19 protein-coding genes, 2 tRNA genes, 2 rRNA genes and 1 pseudogene (1 of these 24 cut by a window edge) are annotated in these 17,500 nt (G+C 65.7%); 11 read left to right on the plus strand and 13 right to left on the minus strand.

Annotated elements, in window-relative coordinates:
• Positions 1–75: 75 nt before the first annotated feature.
• On the plus strand, positions 76–1,245 hold the full coding sequence (locus GVN21_RS06125; protein ID WP_166573847.1) for a calcium-binding protein: 1,170 nt from the start codon (positions 76–78) through the stop codon (positions 1,243–1,245).
• Here GVN21_RS06125 and GVN21_RS06130 read toward each other — a convergent pair.
• Positions 1,242–2,216, minus strand: a complete 975-nt coding sequence (locus GVN21_RS06130; RefSeq protein WP_166573848.1) for a hypothetical protein — start codon at positions 2,214–2,216, stop codon at positions 1,242–1,244. The genes GVN21_RS06125 and GVN21_RS06130 overlap by 4 nt on opposite strands.
• 201 nt (positions 2,217–2,417) lie before the next feature.
• On the opposite strand from GVN21_RS06130, the gene GVN21_RS06135 reads away from it, so the two are divergent.
• The 7 genes and pseudogenes from GVN21_RS06135 to GVN21_RS06160 all read left to right on the plus strand — a co-directional run bounded on the left by GVN21_RS06135 (position 2,418) and on the right by GVN21_RS06160 (position 6,327).
• Positions 2,418–2,795, plus strand: coding sequence for a YciI family protein (locus tag GVN21_RS06135; protein WP_166573849.1), 378 nt, complete (start codon positions 2,418–2,420; stop codon positions 2,793–2,795).
• Positions 2,795–4,033 carry an RNA polymerase sigma factor gene (locus GVN21_RS06140; protein ID WP_166573850.1) on the plus strand — a complete coding sequence of 413 codons (1,239 nt, stop codon included), beginning with the start codon at positions 2,795–2,797 and terminating at the stop codon, positions 4,031–4,033. The genes GVN21_RS06135 and GVN21_RS06140 overlap by 1 nt, the downstream gene beginning before the upstream one ends.
• Positions 4,034–4,100: 67 nt before the next feature.
• Positions 4,101–4,538, plus strand: a complete 438-nt coding sequence (locus GVN21_RS06145; RefSeq protein ID WP_166573851.1) for a nuclear transport factor 2 family protein — start codon at positions 4,101–4,103, stop codon at positions 4,536–4,538.
• Entirely contained in the window at positions 4,538–4,963 is a 426-nt protein-coding gene (locus GVN21_RS06150) for a VOC family protein (protein ID WP_166573852.1), read from the plus strand. Before GVN21_RS06145 ends, GVN21_RS06150 begins: the two co-directional genes overlap by 1 nt.
• A gap of 218 nt (positions 4,964–5,181) precedes the next feature.
• Positions 5,182–5,385, plus strand: a pseudogene (locus tag GVN21_RS21325) (cold-shock protein); the annotation flags it as partial.
• Positions 5,386–5,538: 153 nt separating this feature from the next.
• Positions 5,539–5,736, plus strand: a complete 198-nt coding sequence (locus GVN21_RS21330; protein ID WP_346764226.1) for a cold-shock protein — start codon at positions 5,539–5,541, stop codon at positions 5,734–5,736.
• Positions 5,737–5,790: 54 nt separating this feature from the next.
• Positions 5,791–6,327, plus strand: coding sequence for a GNAT family N-acetyltransferase (locus GVN21_RS06160; protein WP_166573854.1), 537 nt, complete (start codon positions 5,791–5,793; stop codon positions 6,325–6,327).
• Here GVN21_RS06160 and GVN21_RS06165 read toward each other — a convergent pair.
• The 8 genes from GVN21_RS06165 to GVN21_RS06200 form a co-directional block, all read right to left on the minus strand.
• Positions 6,324–7,352: a cyclopropane-fatty-acyl-phospholipid synthase family protein gene (locus tag GVN21_RS06165; protein WP_166573855.1), complete on the minus strand. Its 1,029-nt coding sequence runs from the start codon at positions 7,350–7,352 to the stop codon at positions 6,324–6,326. The genes GVN21_RS06160 and GVN21_RS06165 overlap by 4 nt on opposite strands.
• Before the next feature lie 7 nt (positions 7,353–7,359).
• Positions 7,360–8,148 carry a DUF1295 domain-containing protein gene (locus tag GVN21_RS06170; RefSeq protein WP_166573856.1) on the minus strand — a complete coding sequence of 263 codons (789 nt, stop codon included), beginning with the start codon at positions 8,146–8,148 and terminating at the stop codon, positions 7,360–7,362.
• A gap of 48 nt (positions 8,149–8,196) precedes the next feature.
• Positions 8,197–8,270: transfer RNA gene (locus GVN21_RS06175), tRNA-Val, on the minus strand.
• A 42-nt stretch (positions 8,271–8,312) separates the two neighbouring features.
• Positions 8,313–8,750: a DUF1036 domain-containing protein gene (locus tag GVN21_RS06180; protein ID WP_166573857.1), complete on the minus strand. Its 438-nt coding sequence runs from the start codon at positions 8,748–8,750 to the stop codon at positions 8,313–8,315.
• 89 nt (positions 8,751–8,839) lie between these two features.
• A complete protein-coding gene (locus tag GVN21_RS06185) occupies positions 8,840–9,115 on the minus strand; it encodes an HU family DNA-binding protein (protein ID WP_166573858.1) in 276 nt (91 codons plus the stop codon).
• A 168-nt stretch (positions 9,116–9,283) separates the two neighbouring features.
• Positions 9,284–11,683, minus strand: a complete 2,400-nt coding sequence (lon, locus tag GVN21_RS06190; protein WP_166573859.1) for an endopeptidase La — start codon at positions 11,681–11,683, stop codon at positions 9,284–9,286.
• Positions 11,684–11,905: 222 nt separating this feature from the next.
• Positions 11,906–12,325, minus strand: a complete 420-nt coding sequence (locus tag GVN21_RS06195; RefSeq protein ID WP_166573860.1) for a hypothetical protein — start codon at positions 12,323–12,325, stop codon at positions 11,906–11,908.
• A 74-nt stretch (positions 12,326–12,399) separates the two neighbouring features.
• Positions 12,400–12,609 carry a hypothetical protein gene (locus tag GVN21_RS06200; RefSeq protein ID WP_166573861.1) on the minus strand — a complete coding sequence of 70 codons (210 nt, stop codon included), beginning with the start codon at positions 12,607–12,609 and terminating at the stop codon, positions 12,400–12,402.
• A gap of 127 nt (positions 12,610–12,736) precedes the next feature.
• On the opposite strand from GVN21_RS06200, the gene GVN21_RS06205 reads away from it, so the two are divergent.
• Together GVN21_RS06205 and GVN21_RS06210 are read left to right on the plus strand one after the other, a co-directional pair.
• On the plus strand, positions 12,737–13,084 hold the full coding sequence (locus GVN21_RS06205) for a metalloregulator ArsR/SmtB family transcription factor (protein ID WP_166573862.1): 348 nt from the start codon (positions 12,737–12,739) through the stop codon (positions 13,082–13,084).
• Positions 13,084–13,554: an SRPBCC domain-containing protein gene (locus GVN21_RS06210; protein ID WP_166573863.1), complete on the plus strand. Its 471-nt coding sequence runs from the start codon at positions 13,084–13,086 to the stop codon at positions 13,552–13,554. Before GVN21_RS06205 ends, GVN21_RS06210 begins: the two co-directional genes overlap by 1 nt.
• On the opposite strand, the gene GVN21_RS06215 is transcribed toward GVN21_RS06210, so the two are convergent.
• The gene (locus GVN21_RS06215) at positions 13,551–14,192 is read right to left on the minus strand and encodes a LysE family translocator (protein ID WP_166573864.1); all 642 of its coding nucleotides are present in this window, start codon (positions 14,190–14,192) and stop codon (positions 13,551–13,553) included. The two genes, GVN21_RS06210 and GVN21_RS06215, sit on opposite strands and share 4 nt — an antisense overlap.
• A gap of 193 nt (positions 14,193–14,385) precedes the next feature.
• Here GVN21_RS06215 and GVN21_RS06220 point away from each other — a divergent pair, with 193 nt between their 5' ends.
• Positions 14,386–15,177, plus strand: coding sequence for a phytanoyl-CoA dioxygenase family protein (locus GVN21_RS06220; RefSeq protein WP_166573865.1), 792 nt, complete (start codon positions 14,386–14,388; stop codon positions 15,175–15,177).
• 66 nt (positions 15,178–15,243) lie between these two features.
• Here the strand turns inward: GVN21_RS06220 and GVN21_RS06225 are convergent.
• The 3 genes from GVN21_RS06225 to GVN21_RS06235 form a co-directional block, all read right to left on the minus strand.
• Positions 15,244–15,320, minus strand: a tRNA-Met gene (locus GVN21_RS06225).
• Positions 15,321–15,392: 72 nt separating this feature from the next.
• Positions 15,393–15,507 (minus strand): 5S ribosomal RNA (rrf, locus tag GVN21_RS06230).
• Between the two features lie 67 nt (positions 15,508–15,574).
• Positions 15,575–17,500 (minus strand): 23S ribosomal RNA (locus GVN21_RS06235); it runs 864 nt beyond the window's last position.

The raw sequence follows: 17,500 nt of genomic DNA on the forward strand, positions 1-17,500 counted from the left end.
AACGACGGCCGTCCCGAAGAGCTGCAGGTTCTCCACCGTTGCGCCGAGAGTGAAATTGACTGAGGCGCGGACCAGATGTCCGGGGGGCGGGGCGACGACACCTATGTGGTCGACAGCGCCCTCGACGCCGTGATCGAGGCGTCCGACGGCGGGAGCGATCGGGTCCGCGCCTCAGTCAATTTCACTCTCGGCGCAACGGTGGAGAACCTGCAGCTCTTCGGGACGGCCGTCGTTGGCCGGGGCAACGAGTTGTCCAACCAGATCGACGGGACTGACCTGAACAACAGCCTCAATGGCGGGGGCGGAGACGACATCGTCCGCGGTCATGGCGGCGCCGACGGCCTGTCCGGCCACACCGGCAACGACATGATCCTCGGCGGCGAGGGCGATGACACGATGTCCGGCGGCGCGGGCGACGACCGGCTGTACGGCGAGGCTGGGCGGGACCTGATGTTCGCGGACGACGGGCTCGATATCCTGGACGGCGGCGAGGGGGCCGACGAGCTGTATGGCATGGCCGGAAACGATCAGATCCATGGGGGCGGAGGCAACGACACCCGTCTGGCGGGCGATGAAGGCAACGACATCATCAACGGCGGGACCGGCGCCGACCTCATGGATGGTGGCGTGGGAGACGATGTCTACTACGTCGACAACATCGGGGACGTGATTCTGGAGGGAGGCGGGATCGACACGGTTCGGGCCGGTCTGGACTGGACCTTGGGCGCCTTGCTCGAACGCTTGATCCTCGAGGGATCGGCCAGCCTCAACGGGACCGGCAATGGGCTGGCCAACGTGCTGACCGGCAACGGCGGCGCCAATGTTCTCGATGGCATGAGCGAGGCAGACATCCTCAGCGGCGGCCTCGGCGACGACACCCTCATCGGCGGGACGGGCGCGGACATTCTGAGCGGCGGCGGCGGGGCCGATCGGTTCGTGGTTCGTCAGGAGTCCGTGTTCTCCAGCGCCAATCCCCAGGGCCGCATGGTCGAGACCGACGTGGTCGCCGACTATGCCCTCGGGCTGGATATCATCGATCTGTCGGCGATCGACGCCATCGTGGGGGGCGCGGACGACGCCTTCACCCAGGTCGCCGCCTTCGACGGCGAGGCGGGCCGGGCGGTGCTGAAGTTCGCCTCGGGCGCCACGACACTGGAGCTCGATATCGATGGCGATCGCTCAGCCGACTACCGCCTGAAGATCAACTGTGATGTACGGGGCGATACAGCCAGTTGGCTGTTCTAGGCGGCCTGCTGGCGTCCCAGCGCTTCCAGCACGATCTGGGCCGTCACCCCGAAGGTGATGACATTCACCGCGATGAGCCCGTTCATCTGCTCGCGCAGCTCCGGGCTCAGCCGAACCTTGCCGTTCGGCTCCAGCACCAACAGGCCGGCCGCCTCGCCGTCCCGCAGCATCCGCATGTAGTGCGGGCGTGAGACCCCGCTGCGGCGCGCCAGGTCGGCCACGCTGATCGCGAACGGTTCGGCGGTCGGCCAGGGCTCGACCTCCGGCGCCGCCTGGAGCAGGGCCCACAGCATGGCCGATCCGGAGCGCCGCCTGTTCAGCTTGTTCAGCGGCGAGGGCCTGGCGTACCGCTCGACCATGGCGGTAGCCAGCATCCCGTCGCTGCACTGCCGGGCCACCTCGTCGAACACCCGATCCTCGGTGCTCACCCTCTGGCCGATTTCGCCGGCGACGGGATCGATGGCTGCGATGCCCTGCAGCCCCCTGGCGATGTGGTCGCGGAGCGCCCTGCGCAACAGCGCCGAGGGCTGAAACCGACGTTCGCGCCGATCCTCTCCGCCAGGCGCCGGCTCGATGTAGCCGAGAAAGCGTAGATAGCCGAACAGGGCATAGGTCAGGGTCCGGCTGCCGGCCTGAACCGTCTGCAGCATGCCGTTGAACCGCGCATAGGTGAGCCCGCCGGGCGTCAGGCTCAGCCCCAGGGCCCATATCGCCATGACAAACCGCAGCGGATCGCGCAGAGCGTGGTTCAGCACGCCGTTGTCGGTTTCTGAGGGAAGTCCGACCGCGGCCATGGCCGCCACCACCTGGCGATAGGAGGGATGGTCCCAGACCCGCCGGACATTGGCCGCGGTCAGTTGCGCCTGCATGCGGTCGAGCATTGGCGCCAATGGCGCATGGGCATAGTCGGAGGTCAGGTCTCTCGTCCTGACCCGCTCGATCGCCCTGCCGATGAGTTCGTCGTTGAACACGATCCCGCCCGGCCGTCCGCTACCCGAATCCGGGGGGACGGTAACGCCGCTTTCCCGATTTTGTCGACTGGCCGACTAATCCACCTCGTCGCCGGGCGGAACGGGGCATAGCCCCTTGCGCCGTGACTGGACTTTTTTTCGGCGCCGGTGTCGGCTCCCCGCCCCCATCCTCGTCCTATGGACGCAAGCCCGGAGCGCCCGATGCTGTACGCCATTTTCTGCTACAATCAGGAAGACGTGACGTCGGCCTGGACCCCGGAGCAGGACGCCCGGGTGATGACCGACCTGCGCGCCGTGCAGGCTAGATTGGCGACCGCCGGCAAGCTAGGTCCCGTCGCCCGGCTGCTGCCAACCACGGCCGCCACGACCCTGCGCAAGGGCGACGAGCCGCTGGTCATCGATGGGCCGTTCGCCGAGACCAAGGAACAGCTGCTCGGCTTCTATGTGGTCAACGTGGCCGACCTCGATGAGGCGCTGGGCGTTGCTCGCGACCTGGCGAAAGCCAACCCGGGCCTGGGCGCCTATGAGATCCGCCCGATGGCCCTGTTCGAGCCTGGCGGCGACGTGGGCAGCCTCTGATGACCGACCCAGCCTGGATCCAGTCGGCCCTGACTTCGGCCCGGCCCCAGGCCGTCGGCGCGCTGCTGCGCTATTTCCGAGACCTGGATACGGCCGAGGAGGCGTTCCAGGACGCCTGTCTCCGGGCGCTCAAGACCTGGCCGCATAAGGGCCCGCCGCGAGACCCCACCGCCTGGCTGATCATGGTAGGGCGCAACGCCGGCATCGATCAGACTCGGAAGACCAAGCGCCTCACCGCCCTGCCCGACGAAGAGCAGATCAGCGATCTGGACGATGCCGAGCCGGACCTGGCCGAGCGGCTCGACGGCGCCGACTATCGGGACGACGTGTTGCGGCTGATGTTCATCTGCTGCCACCCCGCCCTGCCCGCCAGCCAGCAGATCGCCCTGGCCCTGCGCATCGTCAGCGGCCTGTCGGTGCGCCAGATCGCCAAGGCCTTCCTGGTCGGCGAGGCGGCCATGGAACAGCGGATCACCCGCGCCAAGGCCCGCATCGCCGCCGCCGGGACCAGCTTCGAGACCCCCGGAGCCGTCGAGCGGTCCGAGCGGCTCGCGGCGGTGGCGGCCATGACCTACCTGATCTTCAACGAGGGCTATTCCGCCGGTCCCGGGGAGGAGGCCAAGGTCGGGCTCGCCGACGAAGCCATCCGGCTCGGCCGCCTGCTGCTGCGCCTGTTCCAGACAGAGCCGGAGATCATGGGCCTGACCGCCCTGATGCTGCTCCAGCACGCCCGCCAAGCCGCCCGCTTCGACGCCGAGGGCGAGGTCATCCTGCTGGACGACCAGGACCGCAGCCTGTGGAACCGCAAGATGATCGCCGAGGGCCTGGCCCTGATCGACAAGGCTATGCGCCACGCCCGGCCCGGCCCTTACCAGGTCCAGGCCGCCATCGCCGCCCTGCACGCCCGCGCCGCCGAGCCGGCCGAGACAGACTGGACCCAGATCGACGCCCTCTACGCCAGTCTAGAACGCCTCCAGCCCTCGCCGGTGGTCACCCTCAACCGCGCCGTCGCAGTGGCCAAGACCACCGGCCCCGAGGCCGCCCTCGCCATGGTCGATCCCCTCGAACCCCGCCTCGCCGGCTACTTCCACTTCCATGGCCTGCGCGGCTGGCTGCTGACCCAGCTTGGCCGCCAGGACGAGGCGCGCGAGGCCTTTGACCGTGCCATCGCCCTCGCCGGATCGCTGGCCGAGGCGACCCACATCCGCAAGCAAATCGACAGTCTGCTGGCGGGGTAAGCCGGGAAACGTGCGGCTCCCTGTAGGATCAGCCCGCCCTCCAACGTCCTGGGGACGAGGAGACGCCATGACCGATCATGCCGACATTCTGGCGGTCATCGACCGCCACACGGCCGCCACCCGCGCAAAGGATCCCGACAGGGCGTTGGCCGACTTCGCGCCTGACCTGACCTCCTACACCCTGGCTCCACCGCTGGGGAACGAGGGGCTGAGCCCGGAGGCGCTGGCCGACTGGTACGCCACCTGGCGGGGTCCGCTGGGCTACGAGACCCGTGACCTGCGGGTCCGGGTCTCCGGCGATCTGGCCCTCGCCTGGGGCTGGCTTCACATCCACGGAACCAAGCTCGACGGCGGGAAGGTCTCCACCTGGTCGCGGCTGACCCTGGCCCTGCGCCGCGATCCTGCTGGCTGGAGGGTGTTCCACGAGCACAACTCCGTGCCCTTCTACATGGACGGCAGCCTGCGGGCCGCGGTCGACCTCCTGCCCCCCGGAGAGACAGAGTGATGACCGACCCCTTCATCGACGCCAACGCCAAGGCCGGCCTCGAGCCCGGTGTGATCCCCTACATCGTCATCGAGCGGGCCGAGGAGGCCTGCGCCTTCTATGAAAAGGCCCTGGGCGCCACCAACATCCGCAAGATGCCGACGGAGGACGGCCAGCGGCTGATCCACGCCCAGATCGACATCAATGGCGGCTCGGTGATGCTCAACGACCCCTTCCCGGAGAATGGCCATCCCGCCCACCCGCTTCACAGCCTGACCATGCAGCTCCTGGTCGCCGATGCCTACGCCTGGTTCGACCGGGCCGTGGCGGCCGGCTGCGAGCCCGTCATGCCGGTGCAGGTCATGTTCTGGGGCGACCACTGGGGGGTGGTGAGAGACCCGTTCGGCGTCCAATGGGCCTTCAACCAGGACGGCCAACCGGGCTGAGCGGCGCCATCTTTCCGCCGTCAGAGACGCGAAACCTCTGCGGCGGACGGACCAAGCCTCAAGGCGAGACGCGAAAAACTACGACCGCCGGTCGCTCGAACGGCGTTGTTGTATCTAGCGCTCGGCTCAACATGCGGCTAAATCCACCGGTCGATCCCGCCATCGTGGCGGACTCTAGCCGCCCTGACGGGCGGCACTACACTATCTAGGACGACTACATGGCTCGCGGTACGGTCAAATGGTTCAACTCTGCCAAGGGGTTCGGATTCATCCAGCCTGATGACGGGGGCAGCGATGTCTTCGTCCACGTTTCGGCTGTCGAAGGTGCGGGCCTGCGCGGCCTGAACGACGGCGATCTGGTTACCTACGAACTGGAACAGGACCGCCGCTCCGGCAAGCTGTCCGCCGGCCAGCTGCAGGTGACGGGCAGCGGCCCGGCCCCCGATCGTGGCCCGCGCGGCGGCGGCGGCGGCTTTGACCGCCCGCAGCGGTCGTTCGACCGCGCTCCGCGCTCGTTCGACGGTCCGCGCGGCGGCGGCGGCGGTTCGCGCGAGCCGGCCGGCCCGGGTTCGGGCGTGGTGAAGTGGTTCAACTCCACCAAGGGCTTCGGCTTCATCCAACCCAATGACGGGGGCGGCGACGTCTTCGTTCACATCTCGGCCGTCGAACAGGCCGGGCTGCGGGGCCTGGACGAAGGCCAGACCGTTTCCTACGACCTCGAGCAGGATCGTCGCACCGGGAAGACCTCGGCGACCAACCTCCGCCTCGACTAAAGCGTTCCGGGCCGGGTCTCTTGGAGACCCGGCCCTTTCTCTTTCAGGGTGAGCATGTCCCCTGCCCCAAGCGCCGCGCCGGTCGTCGAGACCGAACGCCTGCGGCTCCGCCCCCACGCGCCTGACGACTTCGAGGCCAGCCTGGCCCTTTGGAGCGATCCGGAGGTGACCCGATTCATCGGCGGCCGCCCGGCCGCCGGCGAGGAAGTCTGGGCCCGCGTCCTGCGCTATATCGGCCACTGGACGGCCTTGGGCTACGGCTTCTGGGCGGTCGAGGAGAAGGCCACCGGCCGCTTCATTGGCGAGGCCGGCTTCGCCGACTTCCGCCGCACCATTTCCCCAAGTCTTTCAGGCATGGTCGAGATGGGCTGGGCCCTGGCGCCCTCCGTCCACGGAAAGGGCTACGCCACGGAGGCCGTCCAGGGGGCCCTCGCCTGGGGCGATGCGGTCTTCGATGTTCCCGTCTGCTGCATCATCTCGCCGGGCAATGGCCCCTCCGTCCGGGTGGCGGAGAAGGCCGGCTTCCGCGAACTGACCCACACCACCTACCATGACGAGCCGACGGTGATTTACCGGCGCGATCCCGTTTAACGCACCGGCCGCAGCAGGTAGTGGCTGACGCCCCACTCCTGCCCGTCGCGATGGCCGAACAGCCCGGCGGTGGCCAGGAAGAACAGCCGCCAGCGTCGCCGCCAGACACCCGCCTGGTCGCCATAGGTCGCCTTCATGATCCGGCGCACGGCCAGGTCCTCGCGGTCCATGTTGGCCAGCCAGTCCAGCGCCGTGCGTTCATAGTGGCCGCCGTTCCACTTCCAGTCCTCGACTACCTCGAACAGATCCGAGAAGTCGCGGATCAGGTCATGGCTGGGCATGAAGCCGCCGGTGAAGAAGTACTTCCCGATCCAGTCGTCCTGATCCTCGTGGCTGAACCGATAGGGCTGGGTCCGGTGGCTGAAGATGTGGATGAACAGGCGGCCCTCGGGCTTCAGCCAGTCGCGCACCCGTTCCAGAAGCCGACCCCAGTTGGCCATATGCTCAAACATCTCCACCGAGACCACGCGGTCGAACTGTCCCTCCGGCTGGAAGGCGTTGGCGTCGGCGGTGATGACCGTCAGGTTGTTGTAGCCGCGCGCGGCCGCCTGGGCCTCGATGTGGGCCCGCTGGCTTTGGGAATTGGACACCGAGGTGATCCGCGCGTTCGGATAGCGCGCCGCCATCCACAGCGACAGCGAGCCCCAGCCGCAGCCGAGCTCCAGGATATCCTGGCCGTCCTCCAGTCGCGCATGCTCGCAGGTCACGGTCAAAGCCCGGTCCTCGGCCTGGGCGAGCGTCCGCGCACCCTCGTCATAGAGGCAGGAGCTGTATTTCAGGCGCGGGCCGAGCACGATCTTGAAGAACTCCGCCGGTACTTCGTAGTGCTGGTCATTGGCGGCGCCGGTGTGTTCCGCGATCGGGCGGGTGCGCATGTCGGCCGCAAACTGGCTGGGCAGGGTGTCGGGCAGGCCCAGCAGGTCCAGCCGCTGCTTCTCGACGAGCCAGGTGATCGCCGCCCGGCGCAGGGCGTCGGGCGCGGGCAGGCTCTCGGCGGCGTTGATGGCGGTTTTCAGCAGGTCCATGGGAGCCTCACGATCTGGGCGGCAAAGGGAAGAAGACGGAGACGCGGGCCTGGTAGTCGGCATAGGCCTGACCCCGCGATTTCAACATGGCGCCCTCCAGCGGCGGCACGCCCGAGACCCTGATCAGCAGGAAGGCCATGAAGGCCGGCCCGACCAGCGCCAGCCAGCCCCAGACCCAGCCGCCATCCGGCCCGATGGCCATCACCGGCCAGGCCAGCCAGACCACCCACTCGAAGAAGTAGTTGGGATGCCGCGACCAGCCCCACAGGCCGACGTCGCAGACCTTGCCCTTGTTGGTGGGGTCGGCCTTGAACCGCGCCAACTGTCCGTCGGCGATACCTTCCCCCGCGATGCCGCCCGCGAGGATCAGCCCCGCCGCCACATCGCTCCAGGCCAGCCCCGGCGCCGGATTGCGCGCCGCCACCAGGATGGCCAGGCAGAGCAGCGCCCCGGAAAGGGCCTGCGCCTGCAGAAAGCCAAACATCCGCGGCTGGAAATCCTTGCCCCATTCCTTCCGGAAACCGGCATAGCGCGGATCCTCGGGGGACCCCGCCACGCGCCGGAACAGGTGCGTCCCCAGCCGCAGCGACCAGACCGCGATCAAGGCGCCGGCGATCCACTGCCTTGTGGTCGTCTCACCGAGCGGCCAGAGGGCGCAGGCCACGCCCGCGATCCCCATTCCAAAGCTCCAGTACACGTCGGTCCAGCCGCCGTTGCCCACCGCCCGCTGATAGGCCCAGACTCCAGCCATCCAGGCGCAAAGGAAGATAGCCACGGCGAGAGCAAGCAGGATCATGACCTGCTTACGCGCCAGGACGCCGATCGGTTTTAAGAAAAAGGCGCGTAGGCGGCGACGGATTCGAACCGCCGACCCTCTCGGTGTAAACGAGATGCTCTAACCAGCTGAGCTAGCCGCCCGCGCAGGAGGGGTGTACCCGCCCGCGCCGCGCCGCGAAAGCCTCAAGGATTGTAGTTTACGGTCTTGGCGCTGCTGCCCTTGGCGTCGATCTCTCCGAACCCGACCAGGTCTTCATCGTCACAGGTGTAGTCGGCGGTGTTGATCCGCTTGAACGGGCCGGGCCGCTCGACGCAGAGCATGAAGTCGCCGCCCCAGTCGCCTTGGCCCGGCATCTCGGCATAGTCGTAGATCATGCCGTCGTTGGGGACGGTGATCTTGAAGCAGCTGTTGGAGTTGATCTGCTTCCAGCCCTCGACCACCCAGTTGCTCGAGCCGGGCTTATCCTTGTAGCTCAGGGCCAGGTAGACCGTATCGGACATGTGGTTGCAGAAGCTGAGCTGCACATAGCCCGGCATGGCGTCCTGAGCCACGGCGGGCGGCGCGCCCCCGGCGAGCAGCATCGCGGCCACAAGGCCGACGGATTGGATCTTCGAGATCACGGCAATAGCCCCAGATGAACAGTCCCGAGGCAGATCATCGCGCCGTGCCGCGGGGTCCTGCAAGGGGGATCGCCTCCCCCTTTAGGGGGTCAGCCGTTCAGCGCGGCCTTGAGCCCTTCGCCGACCTGGAAGCGGGCGGTCTTGCTGGCCGGGCGCTTGACGGTCTCGCCGGTGCGGGGATTGCGGGCCGTGCCAGCGGCGCGGGAGACCGACTTGAAGGCCCCGAAGCCGACCAGCCGCACATCTTCGCCCTTCTTCAGGGAGGTGGTCACGGCGCCGGTAAAGGCCTCCAAAGCGGCCGCAGCCTGGGTTTTGGTCAGTCCGGCGCCGTCCGCGATCGCGGCGACCAGTTCGGCCTTCGTCATCGACAGTCTCCCAGCCACAAATCCGTTGTGCGGCGCGGTGTTCGCCTCGTGCGCGAGGCCCCTCGCCCGCCACGATTATGAAGACTGTCGGCCCTCCGTCAAAAGAAACGCGCCGCGGGAAACCCCGCGGCGCGCACATTATCGGCGATTACTTAGAGGGAACTACCCTTAGTGGGTAATCACCGCGTCATCACCGGCTTCATCCACCTTCGCAGGCGCAACAACCGGTTGCTCATCTTCCGACCATTCGATCGCAGTCAGCGGTCCGGTCAGCGCCCGGGCGATCGCCTCGTCGACCGTGGCAATCGGCACGATCTCCAAGGCGTTCTTCACGTTCGCCGGCACGTCGGCCAGATCCTTCTCGTTCTCCTGCGGGATCAGTACTGTCTTGATGCCACTGCGCAGGGCCGCCAGCAGCTTTTCCTTCAAGCCGCCGATAGCGAGGACACGCCCGCGCAGGGTGATCTCGCCGGTCATGGCGATGTCCTTGCGGATCGGCACACCGGTCAGCACCGAGATCATGGCGATGGCCATGGCGACACCGGCCGAGGGCCCGTCCTTGGGCGTGGCGCCCTCAGGAACGTGGACGTGGACGTCGGTCTTCTCGAACAACGGCGGCTTGATGCCGAACTTGGTGGACCGGGCCCGGACGTAGGAGTTCGCGGCCGAGATCGACTCCTTCATCACCTCTTTCAGGTTGCCGGTGATCGACATCCGGCCCTTGCCCGGCATCTTGACCGCCTCGATGGTCAGGATGTCGCCGCCGAATTCAGTCCAGGCCAGACCGGTGACGATGCCGACCTGATCCTCCTCGTCCGTCTCGCCGTAGCGGTACTTCTTGACGCCGGCGTACTTGGCCAGCCGCTCGTCATCGACGGTGATGGTCAGAAGGCTCTCGCGGGCCAGATCGCGGACGACCTTGCGCGCCAGATTGCCCAGCTCCCGCTCCAGCGACCGCACCCCGGCTTCCCGGGTGTAGTAGCGGATCAGGTCGCGGATGGCCTTTTCCGGCACCACGAACTCTTCGGTGGTCAGGCCGTGATCCTTGGCCAGCTTGGGCAGCACATGCCGCTTGGCGATTTCGACCTTCTCGTCCTCGGTGTAGCCGGGGATGCGAATGATCTCCATGCGGTCCAGCAGCGGCTGGGGCATGTTCAGGCTGTTGGCCGTGGTGACGAACATGGTCTGGCTGAGGTCGTAGTCGACCTCCAGGTAGTGGTCGGCGAAGGTCGAGTTCTGAGCCGGGTCCAGCACCTCCAGCAGGGCCGAGGACGGATCGCCCCGATAGTCGCTGCCCATCTTGTCTATCTCGTCGAGCAGGAAGAAGGGATCGACCGCCTTGGCCTTCTTCATCGACTGGATGACCTTGCCCGGCATGGAGCCGATGTAGGTGCGCCGGTGACCGCGGATCTCGGCCTCGTCCCGCACGCCGCCGAGCGACAGGCGCACGAACTCACGGCCCGTCGCCTTGGCGATCGAACGCCCGAGCGAGGTCTTGCCGACCCCGGGCGGGCCGACCAGGCAGAGGATGGGGCCCTTCAGGGAATTGGTCCGGGCCTGCACGGCCAGGTACTCCAGAATCCGCTCCTTCACCTTGTCCAGGCCGTAGTGGTCCTCTTCGAGGATGGCCTCGGCCTTGGCCAGGTCGATCTTCTTCGGCTTGGCCTTGCCCCACGGAATGGACAGCAGCCAGTCGAGATAGTTGCGCACCACGGTGCTCTCGGCCGACATCGGGCTCATGTTGCGCAGCTTCTTCAGCTCGCCCTCGGCCTTGGTGCGGGCCTCCTTGGACAGCCGGGTCTTCTTGATGCGCTTTTCGAGTTCGATGAGTTCGTCGCGACCGTCGTCTTGGTCGCCCAGCTCGCGCTGGATCGCCTTCATCTGCTCGTTCAGGTAATATTCGCGCTGGGTCTTCTCCATCTGCCGCTTCACGCGACTGCGGATCTTCTTCTCGACCTGCAGGACCGAAATCTCGCCTTCCATCAGCGAGAAGACCTTCTCCAGCCGCTTCACGACATTGAACAGCTCGAGCAGCTGCTGCTTGTCGCCGATCTTGACCGACAGGTGGGCGGCGATGCTGTCGGCCAGCTTGCCGGGCTCGGTGATGTGCGGGATCGATGCCAGGGCTTCCGGCGGGATTTTCTTGTTGAGCTTGACGTAGGCCTCAAACTGCTCGGCCACGGCGCGGCTCAGGGCCTCGGCCTCATGCTCCTCGCCATCGTCCTCGTCGAGGATGGCCGCCTCGGCCTCGTAATAGTCCTCCGAGCCGATGAAGCGGGTCACGGCCGCCCGCAGCTTGCCCTCGACCAGCACCTTCACGGTGCCGTCGGGCAGTTTCAGCAGCTGCAGCACGGTGGCCACCACGCCGACGTCATAGATGGCCTCCGGGGCCGGATCGTCATCGGCGCTGTTCTTCTGGGTGGCCAGCAGGATGGTCTTGTCGCCGCGCATCACCTCTTCGAGGGCGCGAACGGATTTCTCCCGGCCCACGAACAGGGGCACGACCATGTGGGGAAACACAACGATGTCCCGAAGCGGCAACACCGGAAGCGTACGAAGTTCTGACATCTAACCGTCTCCTGTGCGCGCCCCGATAATCGGCGACGCGCCGTACCCGTTCCTTAACCGGCGGGTACGCTTGGGAAGATAGTTGGGCGCTTTGCCGGCCCATTCAAGCGGACCACCTGCCGCAGCCGGGGATAAGCGCCGATAGAATCAGGAAAATCCGCGTGATTGGCGAGGTTCACGCTTCTAAGGCGATCCTTCGCTTGGCACGACGGATCGGCGGCTTCAGCGGATGATGGTGAACCCGGGCGGAGCGGCGTTCTCCACATGGTCCGGATGGTACATGTCCATGAAGATCAGGCTCTGAGCCGGCGAGGCGCCCGGGCATTTGACGTCATAGCCGTCGATGATCGAACCATAGATGCCAGGCCCGAAATTGCCGGTTCGGACGAATACCGGTGGCTGGCCATCGGAGCAGCGCAGCCGGCGCAGATAGGCGTGCTGGCCCGCCGGCATGTTGACCCGGATGGGGTTCTGCTGGCTGCCGAGCGGATGCTTCTCCGCCGCCTTGGCCTGCCTGGCCACCTCAGCCGGCGGGGCGCGGCCGCCGGAGAACAGGTCGAAATCGTCGTCTGGCGCCGCCGTCGCGCAGGCCCCCAGCAGCAGCAGTCCGATGGCGGCTCCCGCCGCTCCGATGTGACGCATGGCGCATCCTCCCTGCCCGGCATCCTGGACCCAGAGCGGTAGAACACGCAAGGAAAATTTGACGCGTGTAAGTTTCAGTCGTCCGCGGGCTGGCGGGTCGGGGCTGGCCAGACCTGTTCGATCACCGCCCAGGTGATCGCCCCAACCATGGCGGCTACGGCGCCCAGCCATTGAGTCAGGTTCATGCCCTCGGCCGCGGTGGAGCCGACGACCCAGGCGACCAGGAAGACGGCGGCGCCGGAGATCCAGCGGGCGGACAGGGCGGCGCGGATGAACTCGTTCATGGGATGGCCCTCGACTCGAACAGCCTCCCGATAATCGGCTCGGAGTCCCCTGTCACTGCGACATGCATTCGCGGCTTGCGCGCATCGATGTATATTGCCATATGGCTATATTCATGAGAGACGACCGATGCCGGTGACACCTCAGGACGAAACGTTGGACCGGGTATTCGGCGCTCTTGCCGACCCCACCCGCCGCGCCATCCTGGCCCGCGTGGCCGGGCGCGAGGCGACTGTGAACCAGCTGGTCGACGCCTTCGACCTGGCCCAACCGACCATCTCCAAGCACCTGAAGGTTCTCGAACGCGCGGGACTGATCCGCCGCGGCCGCGAGGCCCAGTTCCGACCCGTGCGGCTGGAGCCGTCAGCCCTGGCGGGCGCCGATCGCTGGATCGGCGACTACCGCGGGTTCTGGGAGGAAAGCTTCGACCGTTTAGACACTTACGTCAAAGAGCTGAAAGACAAGGAGACCCGCTGATGACCGAGGACACGGCCGATCGACAGCTGACTGTCGTGCGGGTTTTCAACGCCCCTGCCCGGCTGGTGTTCCGGGCCCATGCCGAGCGCGAGCACATCATGAAGTGGTTCGGGCCGGCCGGTTATCCGGTGACTCTGTGCGAGATCGACTTCCGGGTCGGCGGCCAGTGGCGCATGGCGATGACCGCCCCGGACGGGACCCAGAACACCCCCTTCGGCGGGACCTATCTGGAGATCGTGCCGGATCGCAAGATCGTCTGGGACAACGGTTTCGAGACCCCGGACAGCCCCCGGATGGTGACCAGCTTCACCTTCGATGAGGCAGGCGGGAAGACCACCCTGACCATGAAGACGGTGTTCGAAAGCAAGGCCATGCATGACGAGTATGTTGGCGTCGGCATGGAAGACGGGATCAACTCCGGCCTCGACCAGCTCGCGGAGGTGGTCGCGGCGATGAAGGCGGGGACTTAGAGCGCCCGCCTCTGCATCGCCAACCCGACCCCGAAGGCGACCAGCAGGCCGCCGGTCACCCCGTCCAGCCATCGCACGACAGCCGGCCGCTTCAGCCAGCGGCCAAGCGGCCGGGTGGCGGCGATCAGGGCGGCGAACCAGGCCACCGTCTGCAGCCCGTGGACGCCGGCCAGCAACAGGCTCCAGGCGAGGGTGTCGGCGCCGGCGGGCATGAACTGCGGCAGGAAGCTGACGTAGAAGACCCCGACCTTGGGGTTCAGCAGATTGGTCATCAGGCCGCGCATGAACCAGGTCGCCGTGCTGCCGGTGGAGGGGGCGGCGGCCCCCTCGACCGCAGGCGACCCACCCCAGAAAGCGGCCCTCAGCAGGCGCCCCCCGAGGAATAGAAGGTAGCCGACACCGGCAATCTGCAGGACAAGGTAGGCGGTCTTCGAAACGGCCAGCAGCGCCGTCAGCCCTACCGCCGTCAGGGCGCCCCAGATGAACAGCCCCAGGATGATCCCCGCCCCCGCCGCCACGGCCCGGCGCGGCCCCTCGACGGCGGCCGTGCGCAGGACCAGAGCGGTGTCCACGCCCGGCGTGACCGTCAACAGGCCGGCGGCAATGAAGAAGGCGAGCAGGCTGGCGATGGGATCCATGCGGGGCGAGTTCCATGGGACGTCGCAACAGCCTAGGACGCGGCGGCTCCCCGGGCTATGATCCGACCGTGATGATGTTCCAGTCCCGCATCCGAGCCTGACGCGACTGGCCCCGCAGGGCCCTCGCCCGGCGTCACCAAACGCCCACGCCTTCATGCGCCGGCGATCCGGCGCCTGCACGAGACATCACGCCATGCCACCTTCATTCACCGGGCCGCTGAGCCCCGGCCAGATCGAGCAATTTGTCACCGACGGCTTCGTCCGCCTGGACGAGGCCTTTCCCGCCGCCTTGGCCGAAGAGGCCCGCGCTATTCTCTGGCGCGACCTGCCCGGCGACCCTGATGACCCAACGACCTGGACCCGGCCGGTAATCCGCCTGGGCCTCTATGCTCAGCCGCCCTTCCAGACCGCGGCGAACACCGCGCGCCTGCACGGCGCGTTTGACCAGCTGGTCGGTCCCGGCCGCTGGCGCCCGTGCCGGGCGATGGGGACCTTCCCGGTCCGCTTCCCCTCGCCCGAGGATCCCGGCGACACCGGCTGGCACGTTGATGTCAGTTTTGGGACGGAAGCGCCCGACTTCCTGGACTGGCGGGTCAACATCACCTCACGCGGCCGCGCCCTGTTGATGCTGTTCCTGTTTTCAGATGTCGGTGCGGACGACGCCCCGACCCGCATCCTCGCCGGCTCGCACAAAGACGTCGCCCGGCTGCTCGCGCCGGCCGGCGAGGCGGGCATGAGCCTGCGGGACCTCGTCGCGGCCAACTTCGGACTGGCTCCCGGACGTCAGGACTTCACCGCGACCGGCAAAGCCGGCACGGTCTGGCTCTGCCATCCCTTTCTGGTCCACGCGGCCCAGCTTCATCGTGGCGGCGTCCCCCGCTTTCTGGCTCAACCGCCATTGCTTCCGTCGGAAGGGTTTCGCGGCGATGGCCCCTCCCCGGTCGAGCGCGCCATCGCCCTGGGCCTGGACCAGGAGAGTGGCTGACCGACCTTGGTGTTGAGACAGCAAAAAGCCCCGCGAGCGGTTAGCTTGCGGGGCTTCTTGAATGCTTGGGTGCGGGAGCAGGATTTGAACCTGCGACCTTCAGGTTATGAGCCTGACGAGCTACCGGGCTGCTCCATCCCGCGGCAAGGCGGATGTCATCGTAAAGCGAGGGTCAGTCCAACCTTTTGGGTTGGCGGAGTGTATCTCTTCGGCGGACCTGGCGGCGACCTACTCTCCCGCGCCTTAAGACGAAGTACCATTGGCCCTGGAGGACTTAACGACCGAGTTCGGAATGGGATCGGGTGGGGAACCTCCGGCATAGCCACCAGGTCGGCGGAAGAGATACGGGTGAAGACATCGTTGTCTGTACAAAGCGCTTTCATGAGTTCAACTAAGAACGATCAAGCCGATCGAGCTATTAGTACCAGTAAGCTGCATGCCTCGCGGCACTTCCACACCTGGCCTATCAACGTGGTGGTCTACCACGGCTCTCAGCGAAGCCTTGTTTTGAGGTTAGTTTCCCGCTTAGATGCTTTCAGCGGTTATCTATTCCACACTTAGCTACCCTGCTGCGCGGCTGGCGCCACGACAGGTCCACCAGAGGTGTGTCCATCCCGGTCCTCTCGTACTAGGGACAGATCCTCTCAAGCTTCGTACACCCACGGCAGATAGGGACCAAACTGTCTCACGACGTTCTGAACCCAGCTCACGTACCACTTTAATCGGCGAACAGCCGAACCCTTGGGACCTGCTCCAGCCCCAGGATGTGATGAGCCGACATCGAGGTGCCAAACTTTGCCGTCGATATGGACTCTTGGGCAAAATCAGCCTGTTATCCCTAGAGTACCTTTTATCCGTTGAGCGATGGCCCTTCCACGCAGGACCACCGGATCACTATGGCCGACTTTCGTCTCTGCTCGACTTGTCAGTCTCGCAGTCAGGCGGGCTTATGCCATTGCACTCGACGAGCGATTTCCGACCGCTCTGAGCCCACCATCGCGCGCCTCCGTTACACTTTGGGAGGCGACCGCCCCAGTCAAACTACCCGCCACGCCATGTCTCGGACCCCGATAAGGGGCCGCGGTTAGACGTCAACAACAATAAGGGTGGTATTTCAAGGTTGGCTCCACCAGAGCTGGCGCCCCGGTTTCATAGCCTCCCACCTATCCTACACATGTTGCTGCTAACGCCAAGGCGAAGCTGTAGTAAAGGTTCATAGGGTCTTTCCGTCTGACCGCGGGAACCCCGCATCTTCACGGGGAATTCAATTTCACTGAGCCTATGCTGGAGACAGTGGGGAAGTCGTTACGCCATTCGTGCAGGTCGGAACTTACCCGACAAGGAATTTCGCTACCTTAGGACCGTTATAGTTACGGCCGCCGTTTACCGGGGCTTCAATTCGGAGCTTGCACCCCTCCTTTTAACCTTCCGGCACCGGGCAGGCGTCAGACCCTATACTTCGCCTTACGGCTTCGCAGAGCCCTGTGTTTTTGCTAAACAGTCGCTACCCCCTGGCCTGTGCCACTCTACAAAGGTTGCCCTAAGCAGAGTCACGCTTATCCCGAAGTTACGCGTGCAATTTGCCGAGTTCCTTCAGCATAGTTCTCTCAAGCGCCTTGGTATACTCTACCTGTCCACCTGTGTCGGTTTCGGGTACGGTCTCCGTCAGAGTTATTTCCAGGGACCTCTTCCCTGCCCTCACAATCCAGTAAGTTCAGACAAGTTACGAGATCCGTCACTTCTGACTGGCCCAGGAATATTTACCTGGTTCCCATCGACTACGCCTTTCGGCCTCGCCTTAGGGGCCGGCTAACCCTGCGCAGATTAGCTTTACGCAGGAACCCTTGGACTTTCGGCGAGAGTGTCTCTCACACTCTTTGTCGTTACTCATGTCAGCATTCTCACTTCCGATACCTCCAGGAAGGCTCACGCCTTCCCTTCGCAGGCTTACGGAACGCTCCGCTACCGCTTGCACAAAGTGCAAACCCATACCTTCGGCGACTGGCTTGAGCCCCGTTACATTTTCCGCGCAGGATCGCTTGACCAGTGAGCTGTTACGCTTTCTTTAAATGATGGCTGCTTCTAAGCCAACATCCTGGTTGTCAAAGCAATCCCACATCGTTTCCCACTTAGCCAGTACTTGGGGGCCTTAGATGATGGTTAGGGTTGTTTCCCTTTTCACGACGGACGTTAGCACCCGCCGTGTGTCTGCCCGATAGTTCTCTTGGGTATTCGGAGTTTGGTTAGAATTGGTACAGCTCGCGCCGCCCGCATCCATCCAGTGCTCTACCCCCCAAGGAATACATCGAACGCTCTACCTAAA

Origin of the sequence: Caulobacter sp. SLTY, from assembly GCF_009905535.1 — a bacterium.
Classification (GTDB): domain Bacteria; phylum Pseudomonadota; class Alphaproteobacteria; order Caulobacterales; family Caulobacteraceae; genus Caulobacter.